The sequence below is a fragment of the Pseudomonas viridiflava genome, assembly GCF_003702045.1.
Lineage (GTDB): Bacteria > Pseudomonadota > Gammaproteobacteria > Pseudomonadales > Pseudomonadaceae > Aquipseudomonas > Aquipseudomonas viridiflava_C.
The window spans coordinates 1-17,052 of record NZ_RBTP01000003.1 but is presented as its reverse complement, the minus strand read 5'-3'; the positions used below and the strand labels follow the sequence as shown (position 1 = coordinate 17,052).

Below are 17,052 nucleotides of genomic sequence, written 5' to 3'. Positions count from 1 at the left end.
CACCTTCGGGTGCCGCTTTCGTTTTGTCAGCAAGCCCGACTGCAAAAAATTTTCTTGCCCAAGCCTTGTAATAGCCTTGTGCGCCCTTATGTATGGGTCACCGCAAGGTTTCTGGCTTGAACGCCAGACCGTATTCTGCGGTTCGCACGTCGAACCGTAACCGGCAAGTCCGGCGTTTATAACAGGCCGGTGCATTCACCGGACGCTCAACAACCATAATCAGGAGATCGACAATGAAGCTTCGTCCTCTGCATGACCGCGTCGTAATCCGTCGCAGCGAAGAAGAAACCAAAACTGCTGGCGGTATCGTTCTGCCAGGTTCGGCTGCCGAAAAGCCAAACCGTGGCGAGATCGTCGCTGTAGGTACCGGCCGTGTGCTGGACAACGGTGAAGTACGTGCGCTGGCCGTGAAAGTGGGTGACAAGGTGGTGTTCGGCCCTTATTCCGGCAGCAACACTGTGAAAGTAGACGGCGAAGACCTGCTGGTGATGAGCGAGAACGAGATTCTTGCTGTTATCGAAGGCTGAGTGCTCGCGCTGATTTCCGTTACTACAAAGTATTCAAGGAATAATGATCATGGCTGCTAAAGAAGTTAAATTCGGCGATTCTGGCCGCAAAAAAATGCTCGCCGGTGTAAACGTCCTGGCTGACGCAGTAAAAGCGACCCTGGGCCCAAAAGGCCGTAATGTCATCATCGAGAAGAGCTTCGGTGCTCCGCTGATCACCAAAGACGGTGTATCGGTCGCCAAGGAAATCGAGCTTAAAGATCGTTTCGAAAACATGGGCGCGCAGCTGGTCAAAGACGTTGCCTCCCGTGCCAACGATGACGCTGGCGACGGTACCACCACCGCTACCGTTCTGGCTCAGGCTATCGTCAACGAAGGCTTGAAAGCCGTCGCTGCCGGCATGAACCCGATGGACCTGAAGCGCGGCATCGACAAGGCGACCATCGCCATCGTTGCTCAGCTCAAGGCGCTGTCCAAGCCATGCACCGACACCAAGGCCATCGCCCAGGTCGGCACCATCTCGGCCAACTCTGATCACTCCATCGGCGACATCATTGCCGAAGCGATGGAAAAAGTGACCAAAGACGGCGTAATCACCGTTGAAGAAGGTTCGGGTCTGGAGAACGAACTGTCTGTCGTTGAAGGCATGCAGTTCGACCGTGGTTACCTGTCCCCGTACTTCATCAACAAGCCGGACACTATGGTTGCCGAGCTGGACAGCCCGCTGCTGTTGCTGGTTGACAAGAAGATCTCCAACATCCGCGAAATGCTGCCGGTTCTGGAAGCAGTCGCCAAGGCAGGTCGTCCACTGTTGATCGTTGCCGAAGACGTTGAAGGCGAAGCCTTGGCGACTCTGGTTGTGAACAACATGCGCGGTATCGTGAAAGTTGCAGCCGTCAAGGCTCCAGGTTTCGGCGACCGTCGCAAGGCCATGCTGCAGGACATCGCTGTTCTGACTGGCGGTACCGTTATCTCCGAAGAGATCGGCCTGAGCCTGGAAACCACTACCCTGGAACACCTGGGTAATGCCAAGCGCGTCGTGCTGAACAAAGAAAACACCACCATCATCGACGGTGCTGGCGTTAAAACCGACATCGACTCGCGCATCGCTCAGATCCGCCAGCAAATCGGTGACACCAGCTCCGACTACGACAAAGAGAAGCTGCAAGAGCGTCTGGCCAAGCTGTCGGGCGGCGTTGCAGTGATCAAGGTCGGTGCCGGTTCCGAAGTTGAAATGAAAGAGAAGAAGGCCCGCGTTGAAGACGCCCTGCACGCAACCCGCGCAGCCGTCGAAGAAGGCGTGGTTCCTGGCGGTGGCGTTGCTCTGGTTCGCTCCCTGCAGGCTATCGAAGGTCTGAAAGGCGACAACGCCGATCAGGACGTCGGTATTGCTCTGCTGCGTCGTGCGGTTGAAGCGCCTCTGCGCCAGATCGTTGCCAACTCCGGCGACGAGCCAAGCGTTGTAGTCGACAAGGTCAAGCAGGGTTCGGGTAACTTCGGTTACAACGCTGCTTCCGGCGAATACGGCGACATGATCGAAATGGGTATCCTGGACCCGGCCAAGGTCACTCGCTCTGCTCTGCAGGCGGCGTCCTCGATCGCCAGCTTGATGATCACCACCGAAGCGATGATCGCTGACGTGCCTGACGACAAGCCAGCAGGCGGCGGCATGCCGGACATGGGCGGCATGGGTGGTATGGGCGGCATGATGTAAGCCGGCTTTACCCCTTAAGCGACACCCATAAAGAACCCCGCCTTGTGCGGGGTTTTTTTATGGGCTTATCTGTAGGTCGAGGCTCATTGTTGTACACAACCTCTGCACTGGTCGTGCCCATCGCTGCGCGTGGGCATGCATCCCGTGACGCTCCGCGTCGCAAATGGCACAGATTGCGGGCTCGGTGAGCCAAGTAAGCACGCTCCTTCGCTCCGGTTGCGGTCCCGGCTCAGCTGGCGTACTGAGGCATCAGATAACCTGAGTATGTTGTTGAAAGGTCAGCGCGAGAGCTGGACTGCCGCTTCGCGGCGCTCAGGCCTGTACAGAATGAAGTAATAAACCCCCAGACAAATCAACCAGCAGAACACCGCCGTCCAGAGGTTGTGCGACAGAAAGTGTGCACCCTGAAGCATGCGTCCTATGGAAAAGATCGTTCCCAGACTGAACGCCGCTATCAGCCCGGCTTTGGCCAGCTTTGGTTTGCGGTCGCGGAACATGAAGAACAGCGCGAACAGGGTAAAGCCGGTTGCGGCATGACCGCCAGGCCAGCAACGGCCGGGCTTGTCTGTGGCCGGGCGCGGACTGAGCAGTTCGCTGTAGGTTTCCTTTCCGCCAAACTCGGTCAGGCTCCACGGGCACTGCACGGAGGTCGCCACTTTGAGCGGTGTCACGAAACCGGTGGCGAGGGCCATCGACAGCACCAGACACCCCAGTTCTCGACGCCAGGGTATCAGGCGCTCGACCTTGAACGAGGCTGCGAAGCTGATCATCGCCACGACCCCAATGACCATCACCACCTGCTTGGCGCGATCGTGAAGCACATCCTCCAGGAAGTAGCTGTGTCTGCCGATGAACGCGCCGCTTGCGGGATCGAAGGCCAGCTTGGCAATGTCCATGTCCACCGGGGTCAGTTCCAGCAGGACCAGTATCAGCGCGGTGAGGGCAGGCAAGCCCAGGCATATCCAGAAGTTGAGCGGGCGGGAATGAGGAGGGGATGCGTCTTTCAACATGGCAAATCCAGATCGAGGGAACATAGGCCGCAGTCTTGAACGCACGGCAAATTGTTTCGGAGTGTGTCATGTGGATTGTGAATTATAGATGAAAAAATCGTTAGTCCATCTCGGCGCTGGCCCTCACGCCCACTTCGTCTTAAGCTGCGCCAGCCCAAACTGCATATGAGAGTGCTCCATGCGAATTCTTCTGGTTGAAGACAACCGCGATATCCTGGCAAACATGGCCGACTACCTGGGCATGAAAGGCTATACCGTCGATTGCGCACAGGATGGCCTCTCAGGACTGCATCTGGCTGCCACCGAGCATTACGACCTGATCGTGCTGGATATCATGTTGCCCGGCATCGATGGTTATACCTTGTGCAAACGCCTGCGCGAAGACGCTCGGCGCGACACGCCGGTGATCATGCTGACCGCCCGCGACCAACTGGACGACCGCTTGCAGGGTTTCCGCTCGGGCGCCGATGACTACCTGCTCAAGCCATTCGCCCTGTCTGAATTGGCGGCGCGTATCGAGGCGGTGTTGCGTCGCGCTCAGGGCGGAGGGCGTCGTACGCTGCAGGTGTCCGATCTCATCTACGACCTGGACACCCTGGAAGTGACGCGTGAAGGACGCATGCTCAAACTCAACCCGGTCGGCCTCAAGCTGCTTGCCGTACTGATGCAGAAGAGCCCGCATGTGTTACGCCGTGAAATTCTCGAAGAAGCGCTGTGGGGCGATGACTGCCCTGACAGCGACAGCCTGCGCAGCCATGTGCACCAATTGCGTCAAGTGATCGACAAACCGTTTTCCAAGCCGTTGCTGCAAACCGTGCATGGTGTGGGCTACCGCTTGGCCGAGGGCCGGGATGGAGTTTAAACAGAGCCTTGCCCAGCGGATCATCATTGCGTTTGCACTGATGAGTGCGCTGGTCGCCGGATCCTTTGCAATCGGCATCATTTCCACCGTCCACCTGGTTGAAGAAAAACTGATCTCTGCGGGCCTGGGGGGTGACCTCAATCGCCTCATGCTCATGGACAGCGTGAGCGACTGGAGCCACCGACCCAAACCTGACCAGCTGTTCTACTTTACCAATGGCCCTGGCGATTTCGATCTGCCCAAGGACCTGCGGCATCTGGAGCCGGGCTTCCATGAGGTGTTTCGCGGGCCGTTGTCTTACCACGCCATGATTGAAGTGGTCGACGGTCGACACTACGCGCTGCTGCAGGATCAGAGCGATTTCGAAGAGCGCGAGCGGGTGTTGTTTGCCGTGGTGCTGGTCGGGTTCGTGATGGCGCTGGCGCTGGCAGTGTTTCTGGGCTGGGTATTGGCTCGCCGCGTGATGGCGCCGGTTGTACGTCTGGCCAGACAGGTTCGCCACCGGGATCAGCTATTGGGCCTTGCCCCCCCTTTGGCACCTGACTATGCCGCTGACGAAGTGGGTGAGCTGGCAGTGGCCTTCGATGCCACGCTGGGCCGTTTGCGGCAGGCGTTGATTCGCGAGCGGATGTTCACCAGTGATGTCAGCCATGAGCTGCGCACACCGTTGATGGTGTTGGCCAGTTCCTGTGAGCTATTGCTCGAAAATCCGGCGCTCGACCAGCGCGCACGCCGGCAGGTAGAGCGCATCGGGCGCGCCTGTGAGGAGATGCGAGACCTGGTGCAGACGTTCCTCATGCTCGCCCGTACCCAGCGCGAAGACCCGGCCATGACACCCAAGGCGACATTGGTGGGCGTTGCTGAACAGCTCATCTCGCAATGGCGTGACCCTATCGAGGGCAAAGGGCTCAAGCTGACGTACAACCCGCCGCCGGACGGGCAGGTTTCCGAGATTCGCTACAACGCCACGTTCCTGCACGCGGTGATGGGCAACCTGCTGCGCAATGCGCTGCACTACACCGATCATGGTTTCATCACGCTGACGCTGCAGGCTGAAAGCTTTGTCGTTGAAGACAGCGGCGTCGGTATTCCTGAAGAAAAACGCGAGGCCATGTTCGAACCCTTCGTGCGCGGCAACGAGCAGAGGGGCGAGGGTTTGGGCCTGGGCCTGTCGCTGGTTCAGCGCATCTGCGCCAATCAGGGGTGGAGCGTGAGCCTGACGCCGATGGAGCCTCACGGTTGCCGGTTCAAGGTCGCGCTGAACGTTCCCAAGCCTTGAGCGACAGACGGTAATACGCTTGGAAACCGTCGTCATACGGATGTGGCGACGACAAGCCGCGTCTAAGTCTCTGAAATTTCTCGAAACACTTGGTGGCGTTATGTGACGTTTTTTTCACATTGAGATGACCTGACGACGACGGCGATCTGACTAATTTGTCGCCATTATCGTCAGGAGATGCTCTCATGAGCGACCGCATAGAACTCGAGTTTTCCCGTAAGTACGACAAAGACCATGCCCGCCAGTACCTCGAAAAGCATCAGGACGGTCTCTGGCGCAAACTGTCTCACCACCGTGATGAACAGTTGGCACGAAAGGCTTTGCACATGGTCGGAGACCCGGGACTTGTGTTGGATCTGCCGTGCGGGGCGGGTCGCTTCTGGCCGCTGTTGGCCGAAAAACCGAACCGTTCGATCATTGGCGCGGACAACTCCGCCGACATGCTGCGGATTGCATGCGAGTCTCAACCGGCCGATGTCGTGAAACGGGTACAACCCTTGCAGACATCTGCCTTTGCGATCAATCTTTCCGACAATGCCGTCGACAGCATCTTCTGCATGCGCCTGCTGCACCATGTCGGTCAAGCCAGTGATCGTATGGCTCTATTGCGTGAGTTTCAGCGTGTCACCCGTGACAGTGTGATTATCTCGTTGTGGGTGGATGGCAACTTCAAAGCCTGGAAGCGCCGAAAGCTTGAGCGCCAGCGCCATCAGGAAAATGGGCAGGAAAGTTACCAGAATCGTTTTGTGTTACCGGTAGCGACTGCAGAAGCAGAATTTGAAGAGGCAGGTTTTCGCATTCAAAAGCGAATGGATTTCCTGCCGATGTACGCCATGTGGCGAGTCTATGTATTACGTAAAAGGTGAGTAGATGGGTTTGCAGTCCTTGAAAGAACCAGTTGTGAATCCGGGAAAACACGGATTCAGCCATTTTTGGAGCCAACGCGGCGAGTGGGTTGAAGAGCCGAACGTGCGTCGTGGCGGCGAAAGTGGCGTGCAAAGGGTTTTTACCGAGGATGGGCAAACGCTCTATAGCAAACGTCAGACGGGTCATATTTACCGCAGTTGGTTGCACCCGCTCGGACGCCCCACGGTCCTGCGCGAGCGTGACGCCCTTGAAGGCCTGAGCAAAATCGGTGTGCCGGTGCCGAAGATCGTGTTCTGTGGGGCTGAACGCACCGAGAATGAGTGGCGGGCACTGCTGGTGACCGTTGCCCTGGAGGGGTTCGAAGAGTTCGACAAGTGGGTCGCCAGCGGCGGACGCGAACGTTACGGCGAGCTGTTGTACGAGCAGATGCTCAGCGAAATGGGCACAACGCTGGCGCGCATGCATTTGGGGCGCTGGCAACACAGTTGCCTCTATAGCAAGCACATTTTTGTCCGGGTCACGGGCGAGGGTGCCAGCGCCAAGGCCGAAGTCGCGCTGCTTGATCTCGAAAAGGGCCGTCGCCGCTGGACGGCTTACGGTGCTGCGCAACATGACATGAAGCAGCTAAAACGCCATTCGTCATTCAGCCCCGCAGACTGGCAGAAATTGGTCTACTTTTATCAAGCGGCGTTTGGCAGCTCTATCAAAGGTTTAGAGTCATGAAGCTCGAAATGGCTAGAGGTTTGTTCGTGTTTGCGGCGCTGGCGACGGCAACAGTCGCTATGGCAGCGCTTGAACAACCGGGCACCAAGATTCTTAGTGCCCAGCATGGTGAAGGGCATTGCCCTTTGCCCCGTGTGGCGAAAAGTGAGGCGGCAGTGAAGCCCGATCACGACCTGCTGCTCCTGATGTACAGCCTGGCCCAAGGCACGGGATCGAAAAATTGAACACATCGTTGATCTTAAAGGCCCCTGTCGGGGCCTTTTTTGTTGGGCAAGGATCATTCTGCAAGCATCAGCCCTGAACCTTTATGAATGCTTTGTCGGGTGTTGCCAGCAGCGTATAGACGCACGGCAGTACGATAAGCGTGAACAGGGTGCCGACTGACATCCCCGTCGCGATTACAGTGCCGATATCGAAACGGCTGACCGCTCCGGCGCCGGTTGCCACTATCAAAGGCACCATGCCGAATACCATTGCGGCCGTAGTCATCAGGACCGGACGCAGGCGAGTCGCCGCCGCTTCCTCAACCGCCTCTCTTGCCGACAACCCTTTGTCGCGGCGCAATTGGTTGGCGAACTCGACGATCAGAATGCCGTGCTTGCTGATCAGACCGATCAAGGTCACCAGTCCCACCTGGGTGTAGATGTTCATGCTCGACAACCCCAGAAACAGCGGAATCAAGGCACCGCAGATCGACAGTGGGACCGTCACTAGAATGACCAGCGGATCACGGAAACTTTCAAACTGTGCGGCCAGCACCAGAAAGATGATCGCCAGCGCCAACGCGAACGTTACCCACAGGGCGCTGCCTTCCTGCACATATTGCCGCGAAGCGCCTGCGTAGTCGTAGGCGAAACCTTCCGGTGCCTCTTCATTGGCAATCTGCCGGACCGTATCGAGCGCTTCGCCCATGCTGACGATGGGAAAGCCCTGAATGATGGCTGAGTTCAACTGCTGGAATTGATTCAATTGTCGCGGTCGTGCCCGATCAGTGACCGTAATCAGCGTCGACAGCGCCAGCAACTTGCCTTCGCTGTTCTTGACGTAATAGTTGTTCAGCCACCCCGGATTGTCGCGATAGGGCCGCTCCACCTGCGCGATCACCTTGTAGCTGCGGCCCTCGAGGGTAAACCGGTTGATCTCTGCCTCGGCCAGCAGGGTCGCCAGCGTCCCGCCCAGGTCCTGCATGGAGACACCCATCTGAGCCGCCTTGGCGCGATCAATGTCGACGACCACTTCCGGCTTGTCGAAGGCCAGGTCGATGTCCATGAACGCGAATTTACCGGACTCCGTGGCGCGGGTCTTGATCCGTTCGGCCACTTCCAGCAGTGCCGCGTAGTCGTTCGGGGTGTTGATCACGAACTGGAACGGCAGGCCTTCGCCAGTGCCGGGAAGCGACGGCAAGTTGAAACCGAAGATCTGCAGACCGGGGATGTCAGCCAGCCTGGCCTGGACGTGCGGGAGGATCTCCATCTGCGTCCGGCTGCGCTCATTCCAGGGTTTGAGCAGAAAACCCCCCACGCCGGTTTGCACGCCATTGAACCCGTTGATCTGGAACGATGAGTAGTACTCGGGAAACTCGCGAAACAGTTTCACGAACTGATCCGTATAGGTGTTGATGTAATTCAGATTAGTGGGTTGAGGCGAGGTGGCCATCATGAAAATGATGCCTTGGTCCTCATCCGGTGCCAGCTCCGATTTGGTGAAGGTGAGCAGGATCGGGATCAGGCACAACACAATGATGGCGAAGACGAAAACCACCGGCCGCGTGTCCAGCGTGGCATGCAGTACGCGTTGATAACGCACTTTGAGCGCGCCGAAAAGATGGTCGAGCTTGTGTGACAGCCCGCTGGGGTTCTGGTCATGACGCAAGAGCAGGGCACACATCATGGGCGAGAGCGTCAGGGCCACAATGCCGGAAATGACCACCGCGCCGGCCAGAGTGAGGGCGAACTCCTTGAACAGTGCGCCCGTCAGCCCTTCCAGAAAGCCGATGGGCGCGTAAACCGCTGCCAGGGTGATAGTCATCGACACCACGGGCATGGCGATCTCGCGGGCACCTTCAAGGGCGGCGTCGAAGGGCGTCTTGCCTTCCTCTATGTGCCGATGGATGTTTTCGACCACCACAATCGCATCGTCCACCACCAGACCGATGGCCAGTACCATCGCCAGCAGTGTCAGCAGGTTGATCGAGTAGCCCATCAACTGCATGAAGAACAGCACGCCGATCATCGAAAGGGGAATGGTGATGACCGGAATCAGCACCGAGCGCAGCGCGCCGAGAAACAGGAAGACCACCACAATCACGATCAGTACGGCTTCGACCAGCGTCTTGACGACTTCATGAATCGATGCCTGGATGAACAGTGTGGCGTCATAAGCGATGGATACTTTGAGGCTGGGCGGTAGCTGGCTTTCCAGCTCCGGCATGATGCGGCGCACCTCCTTGATGACGTCCAGCGGGTTGGCGCTCGGCGTGCCTTTGATGCCGATGTATACCGAAGGGATACCGTCGAACGAGCTGACCGAATTGTAGTTTTCTGCGCCCATTTCGACCCGGGCCACATCGCCCAGCAGGACCCGGCTGTCGCCGTCGGTTTTCAGCGGGATGGCCGCGAAGGCTTCGGCCGACTTCAGTTCGGTGGTCGCGTTGATGCTGGTGACCACGTATTCGCCCTTGATCTCACCCGCTGCAGACAAAAAGTTGTAGCGACGTACCGCGTCGGTGACATCGGCGGCTGTCAGGCCAAAGCCGGCGAGTCTTACCGGGTCCAGCCAGAGACGCATCGCGAACACTTGATTGCCGAGGATTTCAGCCTCGGCCATGCCCGGCAGCGTCGCCAGCTTGGGCTGGATCACCCGGGACAGGTAGTCGGTAATCTGTGGGTTGTTCAGCTCCGAACTGTAGAAGCTGATGTACATCAGCGCGGAAGCATCTGCCGCTTCCTTGCTCAATACCGGGTCTTCAGCGTCCTGGGGCAGCTTGTTCTTGACCTCGTTGGCCTTGGCGAGCAACTCGGTGAACAGCCGGTCGCTGTCGGCGCCTATTCGTGCATAGATGGAAATGATCGAGAAGTTCTGGCGACTGACCGACGTCATGTAGTCGATCCCCTCGGCGCTGGCCAGACTCTGCTGCAACGGCTGCGTGATATAGCCCTGTATGGTTTCCGCGTTGGCCCCGGGATAAGCGGTGGTCACCGTGATCAGGGCATTTTCCATCTGCGGATACTGACGAATGATCAGCTTGCTGAACGCTTGAACACCCAGCAGCACAATCAACAGGCTGATGACGGTTGCAAGCACCGGACGGCGAATGAACGGGTCGGTAAAGGCCATGAGGGTTCCCTGATCAGTCCGCGCGTGTTGGGCTTTTGGCGTCGCCGGACTGAGTGGCATCCGGTGTGACCGCAACGTGCGCACCGTTCGCCAGCTTCAACTGACCGCCGCTGACTACTTGATCGCCTGCCTTGATGCCCTTGCGGATCACCACCTTGCCTGCGCGATGTTCGCCCGTATCGACAAAGCGGCGCTCTACCATGAGTTGCTGTTCGCCCTGCGCATTCTTTTCGGGCTCGCCTTTCTCGGTTCGTTTGGGGACCACCACATACACAGAGTTGCCGTACAAGGTGTAAGTGATCGCGCTTTCCGGAACCACGATCTGGCTAGGCGCGCCGGGCAGAATGACCTGAAGGTCGGCAAACATGCCGGGCAACAATGTGTTCTCGGGGTTTGGGAGGGTGGCCCTGATCAGAATATTGCGTGTGGTTTCATCGACCTTGGGGTTGATCGCGCTGACCATTGCATCGAACGACTGGCCCGGATACGCGGACACACTGACTTGCACACGCTGCGCGACGGCAAGCTTCGGCACGGCCTGTTCTGGCACATAAAAGTCGACGTACAGGCTGCTCAGGTCCTGCAACGTCGCAATCACTGTGCCGCTGGCCAAGTAGTCGCCGACGTCCACCTGTCGAATCCCGATGGTGCCGCTGAACGGCGCGAGAATCTGTTTCTTCGCCAGCGAGGCCTTGAGTTGGGCAACCGTGGCGCTGGCTTTCTTCAGTTGTGCCGCGAGCTTGTCAAAGTCGCCTCGGGAAATCGCCTGATCGCCGACCAGCTTGCTGCCGCGTCCATGCTCGACCTGAGCCAGCCCCAGATCCGCCTCGGCTGTGCCCAACAGCGCCCGTTCGACGTCGCTATCCAACTGCAGCAAAGGCTGCCCTGCACGCACTTTTTGACCGGATTCGAACTGCAGTGCTTTGACCGTGCCGGCAATTTCCAGGCTCAGGTCTACACCTTGAAGCGCTTTCAACGTACCGATGGTGGGCAGCCGACTTTGCCACGGCTGCTCGACCGCCGTGACCACTGCGACGCTGACAGGCGGCTTGGGTGCACTGAACTGCTGAATCTGTTGATAAACGGAAAAGGCTTTGTAACCCGCAAGTGCAAGCACCACGAGCAACACAACGCCCAGCATGATCAACATGCGGCGACGCAACATACTCCACATCCTTGGGAAGGTTTGAAGCGGACGATTCCGCCAACACAGCGTGAGTCGCAGTATTCCAAATTCATTGAGTATTGCAAGGTTTTGCAAAGCTCTAACTATTGAACCGGAAGGGTCTCAACTTTTTTCAGGAAGTTTCCTACTTTCAACCTGGCTGAGTTGGCATAACCAGCCGTTTAAATAGCTGTTTGTATGTTTAGCAGCCATTTATATAACAGCAAGTCAGAAACGCTTAAAACAGGGCGTCATGCGGTGGTTAAGCGTGAGCAAGGTGCAGATGGTTATCCCAAAACCCGGCCGGAAGATCCAGCGGTTTGGCCAGCAGTTCCGGTTTGCGGCAATCGTAGAAACGGCAGCGGCCCTGGCCTGAGGTCACGATAAAACCGTCGGTCACGGCACCGACACCCGCACAGTCAGGCAAGGGCGCGTCCAGTTTCACGGCACCGCTATCCAGATCCCAGATAAAAAACCGATTGCCCCTGGGAGCGGTGAGCGCGACGAGGCGCAGGTCACTGTGTACCGCTACGCTGGCCGTGTAGTGATTCATGGCACGCAGTTGCGCTTCGGCCACAGGAAAGGGCTGAAAAGGCTGGCCCGGTCGCTTGATGGCCAGCAACTCGGACAATTCGTGCGAGTCGCCCATGTATTGCTGGCCGCAGACGATGGTCCCATCGCTGGCGATACCCATATGGCGCACGCTGTTCATTTGCTGGGTAAGGGTTTCCTTGCTCAGCAATGTACCGTCGCGTTGCATCAGGACCAGGCTGGGTTGCATCGCATCGAGATTCATCTCGACACGGCTTTCCGCTTCGGTACGGATACCACCGTTGGCAACCACAAGGGTTTCTCCGTCAGGCATCCAGGACACTTGATGCGGGCCAATGCCGTGGGTTGGAATCTCCGCTGTATGCACCAGTCGCTTATCGACGAATCGATACACGCCCAGCAACCCGCGACCGGGGTCGCGTGTGTCGTTTTCGGTGGCGTACAACCATTCGCCATCGCGATGGATGACGGCATGGCCGTAGAAGTGCCGGTCTGGCCGTGAGGTGATGGTCTGCAACAGACTGCCGTCATTCAGGTTGATCAGGTAGCTTTCAGTGCCGGGGCGGCGCGCAATGAACACCGCCAGCGGGAGGGAAGGGTGGTTGATGATGTCGTGGCAGCGCTGGCCCACCTGGGTGGCGAACACTTGCGTGCCGTCAAGCCGATAACCCACGGCGAAGTGCCTGCCTTCGGCGTCGTCTCGGGCAGAGAGCAGCAATGGCCCTTGGTCTTTGTGCTTGAACAGCGTCCATCCGCCCAGCGTACAGGCGCTAAACAACAGACTGCCAATGGCCATGATCTGACGTCGAAACATCACACTTACCTCTTGATCAATCGCCGTCGTTGGCGTTGAAACCCAACTGAATACCCAGCGCCTTGGCCAGTTCGCCTTCGTGCAGGCGATGAACCACGTTCAGGCTGTCGTAGAACGCATTGAGTTGCTGGCGTCCCGCTTCGGTGGCCAGCAAATCAGCCAATGGCGGTTTGAGCTCCGACAGCTGTTTGCGGCTGGCAGCGTAGGCGGTATCGATTTTGTCAGCCAGCGGTTTCTGCTCGGCGGGCAGCAGGCCACGCAAGCCCTTGTTGTCGACACCGGCCCACACGGTTTCTGCGCTGGCCAGACTGGCTTCCAGGCTGCTGAGCGAGGATTTGCTGCGCCACGCGTCGGCCTGAAACGGCTGTGGCTGGCCCTTGCTCTGGCGACCCAGTGGAGTGCCGAGTTTTTTCTTGAGGCTGTCCAGCGCCGTTACTTGAACCCGCAACAGCTCGGCAATGGCTTCGTGGGAGTCGGCGTAGCGCTGGTTCGGGAATTTACTGAGTTGCGCGAGCATGCCGTCGTTGCTGTTCCAGCGGCTGAGGATTTCCTCGGCCAGGGTTTTCTGGCGGTCACCGATGGCCATCAGCAGCGGGCAGTAACGGGCTTTTTGTTCGGCATTGGCCATGTCGATTTCGGCGTCGAACAAAATGTACTCGTAAGCCGACAACCCCTGTACCACGACGCTGGCCTTGGACAGCTCTTCGGCGTTAATCTGCGGCTGCGCAGTAACCAGCTGTTCCACCTGACGCCCTACCAGATTTTTCTTGTCCGGCCAGAACTGCACCTGCCAGGCGCGATTGCCCTCGGCCAGCGGCCCGATCAACAGCGGTTGCAGTTCGGCCCAGGACTTCTGCGCTTTCAGAAAGTCGGCGCGCGCCGTCGCCAGATCAGTCTTGCCCTGACAGAACGCCAGCGCGCTGCTAGCCAATTGACGGTCGGCGTCCACCCAACGGCTGTAGGTGGGCAGAATCACCTGTTTGGCGATGGCCGCAGACGTGACGGCTTGAGGGTCGGCTGGCGAGCAGGCTCCCAACGCAAGCGCCGCAAGGCTGGTCAGCAACAACTTGGGTCGGAACATGTCCGGCTCCTTATGCTTGAAAAAGGAAAAGATTCACAATGAATTCAGAAAGGCCAACAGTGCCTCGCGCTGTTCGGCATTGAATGCCAGAACCTGTCGCTGCGCCGCCTGCGCTTCGCCGCCGTGCCACAGTATCGCCTCAAGGGCATTGCGTGCGCGACCGTCGTGCAGCAGTTGCGTATGACCATTGACCGCAGCGGTCAGACCCAGCCCCCAGAGCGGCGGGGTCCGCCACTCACGACCGGTCGCCTGGAATTCCGTACGATTATCGGCAAGCCCTTCACCCATGTCGTGCAGTAACAGGTCGGAGTAGGGACGAATCTGCTGATTGGCCAACTCAGGCTCTGCAGCATCCGACCGGGTCTTGAAGGTCGGCGTGTGACATTGTTGGCAGCCTGCCTGGAAAAACAGGTTCTTGCCTGCCAGTACCTGTGGATCCTCCACGTTGCGGCGAGCTGGAACGCCGAGATTACGCGTGTAGAACTCCACGAGGCGCAAAATATTGTCGCTGACTTCGGGCTCGCCGTCCGGGCCGTTGCCGTTTGGCGCTGCCAGGCAATCGGTCTGAGCGGGGGTGCAATCATCGAAGCGGCGCAGGCGGGTGGTCAATCCCATGTCGCCGGAAAACGCATGCACGTTTTGCTGATTCAGATTGGGCTGTCCAGCCTTCCAACCGAAGCGTCCCATAACCACTTTTTGCTGTGCATCGTCCCAAACCCAGTTGGCGCGCCCCGAAATCCCGTTACCGTCTTTGTCATCCGGGTCTGCGTTGGCCAGAATCGCTTCGTCGGGGATGGCTTCAAGCAGCCCGAGCCCGATCATGGGCGGGGCTATCCGCGCGGAAACATGGGTATCGGGATGCAGCGGGCCATAGCCCAATTGAGTGATACGCAACGTGGGTTGGCGCAACTCGACAGCGGTGCCGTCACGAAACTTGACGCTCATCGCGTCGTACTCGACCCGAACCTTGCCCTCCGGCGCGACGCCGGGGTTGGACATGTCTTGCAGTTGTCCGCCGTAGACAGGCTCAGGCAACACACCGTTGCGCCGGATCAGGTCGGCGAATTCAGGATTGTCGGGTATCGACAACCTGACCAGCATCGACACAGCGTTGGTGTCACCGGCTTCAGGCGGGTGACCACGGCCGTCCTTGATGTGGCAGTTCTGACACGCATTGGTATTGAACAACGGCCCCAAGCCGTCCCGGGCCGTCGTCGTCGAAGGCGCGATGACCCAAGGGCTGCGGAAGAAACTATTACCCACGCTGAAATCCAGGCGGCGCACCGGAGACAGATTGGCTGACGGCATCGAAAACGCATTCTGGTCGCTCTTTCTGACCGTCGCGCTACCGCCCGACAGCGCTTCGCCCGGTTCGGCGTGGGTGAAACGCGGGGCGTCATCGCACCCGCTCACGACCAGCGTCATGAGCAGTGCAAGGGATAGACGAAGCCGCGTAGCCATACACATCCTGCAAAGAGCCGAAAATCAGGGCGTGCAAGCTTATCAGCCTCGTGCAGTTTGAATAAGAGGGATTATCGTTTGCCGTCGTTGAGGCAATGTGTTGTTACGAATTCTCCGGGTCAGTGATGAGGTGTTTGATCTCGTCACTTTCCGTCTGAAGACGGAAATGATCGAACACCGTCAGCCCTTTATTGAGGGTCTTGCGCACGGCTTCGCTCTGTTCAATCAGCTCGTCGCTGGGGTGTTGCCATTGCTCGGGCGGCAAGGGTTTTGACCAGTCGAGCACTGCCTTGGGAAAGGCCTTCTTCGGCAGGCGCTCGACCCAGGCGGCGATGCGACAGGGCAGGGTCCAGCCGCTGCAGAACTGGATGAGCAGAAAGCCGAACAGGTAACGTAGATACCCGTGATCGTAGCGGTAGCCCTTGCGGCACATGTGGAAGAACTCGACGGTGCCTTCCTCCATGTTCTCGCCCATCATCGGCAACGGCAGTGCGCTGGGGCCTTCTTCCATGTAGGCGCGAATTGCCTCCCACTCACCGACCGCCATGCCGAGGGTGTAGCTCGGTACGGTCAGCCATACGACCTGCCCGTCTGATGCGTCCCGCAGGCCGATCATCAGTGCAAACTTCTGTTGAGTGCCGTACTCGGTCGCGACCATGCTGCTGCTGACGCAGGCGATGACGTCTTCCCACGGGATGAAGCGGGCAGGTTCGCCGCGTTTGGCGACGTAGGCGACTTCTCGGCGCTGGCGGTTGAAGCGGGTGGGGGGAATGTTGGAGTGGGGGTAGACGGCGTGGACGAAGCAGCAGAAATACATGAGTGCCAGACCACCCGCGAACCCCCAGAGATAATAATTTGGCAGAAGCAAAGTCACAAAGATTTCAAAAACAGGCGCTCCATATCTGAAATGATCATCAATCCCCAGTGCTATGGAGGCAAGTATAAAGAAAATAACAATAGAGATTACGGAACCAATGCTAACGCGGACTGCAAACTCTACTGTTGCGCAGCTTAGTCCAAAGTCCAAGTAAACTTCACTGGCATGCTGATGAAGGCTGCGTGAGCTGAAGGCTGCAAAACCCGTTGGCACCGGTCGTGGTGCAAGGTAGAAAACCTCAGTGCCAGATTCGTTTTCTGTATCACCCACTGTTGGCAGTCGGTCGTACTTGTTCTCAGGCATTTTCGCTGACCTTGTTTTTTTCAACCCAGTCGAAGTGATCGAACACCGTCAGTCCTTTACGAAGCGTCTTGCGCACCGCCTTGCTCTGTTCAATCAGCTCGTCGCTGGGGTGTTGCCATTGCTCGGGCGGTAAGGGTTTTGACCAGTCAAGCACTGCTTTGGGAAAAGCCTTCTTCGGCAGGCGCTCGACCCAGGCGGCGATGCGACAGGGCAGGGTCCAGCCGCTGCAGAACCGGATGAGCAGAAAGCCGAGCAAGTAACGTAGATACCCATGATCGTAGCGGTAGCCCTTGCGGCACATGTGGAAGAACTCGACGGTGCCTTCTTCCATGTTCTCGCCCATCATCGGCAACGGCAGTGCGCTGGGGCCTTCTTCCATGTAGGCGCGAATCGCCTCCCACTCACCGACCGCCATGCCGAGGGTGTAGCTCGGTACGGTCAGCCATACGACCTGCCCGTCTGATGCGTCCCGCAGGCCGATCATCAGTGCAAACTTCTGTTG

The 17,052-nt window shown here is 58.2% G+C and carries 15 protein-coding genes; 7 read left to right on the top strand and 8 right to left on the bottom strand.

Annotation, left to right across the window (positions count from 1 at the left end; all coding sequences use genetic code 11):
• Positions 1-233 precede the first annotated feature (233 nt).
• Together ALP40_RS00540 and groL are read left to right on the top strand one after the other, a co-directional pair.
• On the top strand, positions 234-527 hold the full coding sequence (locus ALP40_RS00540) for a co-chaperone GroES (RefSeq protein ID WP_004881479.1): 294 nt from the start codon (positions 234-236) through the stop codon (positions 525-527).
• A 49-nt stretch (positions 528-576) separates the two neighbouring features.
• Positions 577-2,220 carry a chaperonin GroEL gene (gene groL, locus ALP40_RS00535; protein WP_004881478.1) on the top strand — a complete coding sequence of 548 codons (1,644 nt, stop codon included), beginning with the start codon at positions 577-579 and terminating at the stop codon, positions 2,218-2,220.
• 278 nt (positions 2,221-2,498) lie between these two features.
• Here groL and ALP40_RS00530 read toward each other — a convergent pair whose 3' ends face one another.
• A complete protein-coding gene (locus ALP40_RS00530) occupies positions 2,499-3,230 on the bottom strand; it encodes a phosphatase PAP2 family protein (RefSeq protein ID WP_122206380.1) in 732 nt (243 codons plus the stop codon).
• 178 nt (positions 3,231-3,408) lie between these two features.
• Between ALP40_RS00530 and colR the strand changes: the two genes are divergently transcribed.
• From colR to ALP40_RS00505, 5 genes are all read left to right on the top strand, one after another.
• A complete protein-coding gene (gene colR, locus ALP40_RS00525; protein WP_004881475.1) occupies positions 3,409-4,092 on the top strand; it encodes a two-component system response regulator ColR in 684 nt (227 codons plus the stop codon).
• Positions 4,082-5,371 carry a HAMP domain-containing sensor histidine kinase gene (locus ALP40_RS00520; protein WP_122206379.1) on the top strand — a complete coding sequence of 430 codons (1,290 nt, stop codon included), beginning with the start codon at positions 4,082-4,084 and terminating at the stop codon, positions 5,369-5,371. Before colR ends, ALP40_RS00520 begins: the two co-directional genes overlap by 11 nt.
• A gap of 185 nt (positions 5,372-5,556) precedes the next feature.
• Positions 5,557-6,237, top strand: coding sequence for a class I SAM-dependent methyltransferase (locus tag ALP40_RS00515; protein ID WP_122206378.1), 681 nt, complete (start codon positions 5,557-5,559; stop codon positions 6,235-6,237).
• A 4-nt stretch (positions 6,238-6,241) separates the two neighbouring features.
• Positions 6,242-6,961, top strand: coding sequence for a lipopolysaccharide kinase InaA family protein (locus ALP40_RS00510; protein ID WP_122206377.1), 720 nt, complete (start codon positions 6,242-6,244; stop codon positions 6,959-6,961).
• Complete coding sequence (locus tag ALP40_RS00505) at positions 6,958-7,185, top strand: hypothetical protein (RefSeq protein WP_122206376.1); 228 nt, start codon at positions 6,958-6,960, stop codon at positions 7,183-7,185. Before ALP40_RS00510 ends, ALP40_RS00505 begins: the two co-directional genes overlap by 4 nt.
• Before the next feature lie 67 nt (positions 7,186-7,252).
• Here the strand turns inward: ALP40_RS00505 and ALP40_RS00500 are convergent, their stop codons facing one another.
• From ALP40_RS00500 to ALP40_RS00470, 7 genes are all read right to left on the bottom strand, one after another.
• A complete protein-coding gene (locus ALP40_RS00500; RefSeq protein ID WP_122206375.1) occupies positions 7,253-10,297 on the bottom strand; it encodes a multidrug efflux RND transporter permease subunit in 3,045 nt (1,014 codons plus the stop codon).
• A gap of 13 nt (positions 10,298-10,310) precedes the next feature.
• A complete protein-coding gene (locus tag ALP40_RS00495) occupies positions 10,311-11,462 on the bottom strand; it encodes an efflux RND transporter periplasmic adaptor subunit (RefSeq protein WP_122206374.1) in 1,152 nt (383 codons plus the stop codon).
• Positions 11,463-11,724: 262 nt separating this feature from the next.
• Complete coding sequence (locus ALP40_RS00490) at positions 11,725-12,828, bottom strand: DUF1513 domain-containing protein (RefSeq protein WP_122206373.1); 1,104 nt, start codon at positions 12,826-12,828, stop codon at positions 11,725-11,727.
• A gap of 16 nt (positions 12,829-12,844) precedes the next feature.
• Positions 12,845-13,909: an imelysin family protein gene (locus ALP40_RS00485; protein ID WP_122206372.1), complete on the bottom strand. Its 1,065-nt coding sequence runs from the start codon at positions 13,907-13,909 to the stop codon at positions 12,845-12,847.
• A gap of 33 nt (positions 13,910-13,942) precedes the next feature.
• Positions 13,943-15,370, bottom strand: a complete 1,428-nt coding sequence (locus ALP40_RS00480) for a di-heme oxidoredictase family protein (RefSeq protein WP_122206371.1) — start codon at positions 15,368-15,370, stop codon at positions 13,943-13,945.
• Between the two features lie 103 nt (positions 15,371-15,473).
• The gene (locus ALP40_RS00475) at positions 15,474-16,187 is read right to left on the bottom strand and encodes a hypothetical protein (RefSeq protein ID WP_310887062.1); all 714 of its coding nucleotides are present in this window, start codon (positions 16,185-16,187) and stop codon (positions 15,474-15,476) included.
• A gap of 355 nt (positions 16,188-16,542) precedes the next feature.
• Positions 16,543-17,052 (bottom strand): hypothetical protein (locus ALP40_RS00470; protein WP_259640663.1); only part of this gene is annotated, 510 nt, incomplete at its 5' end.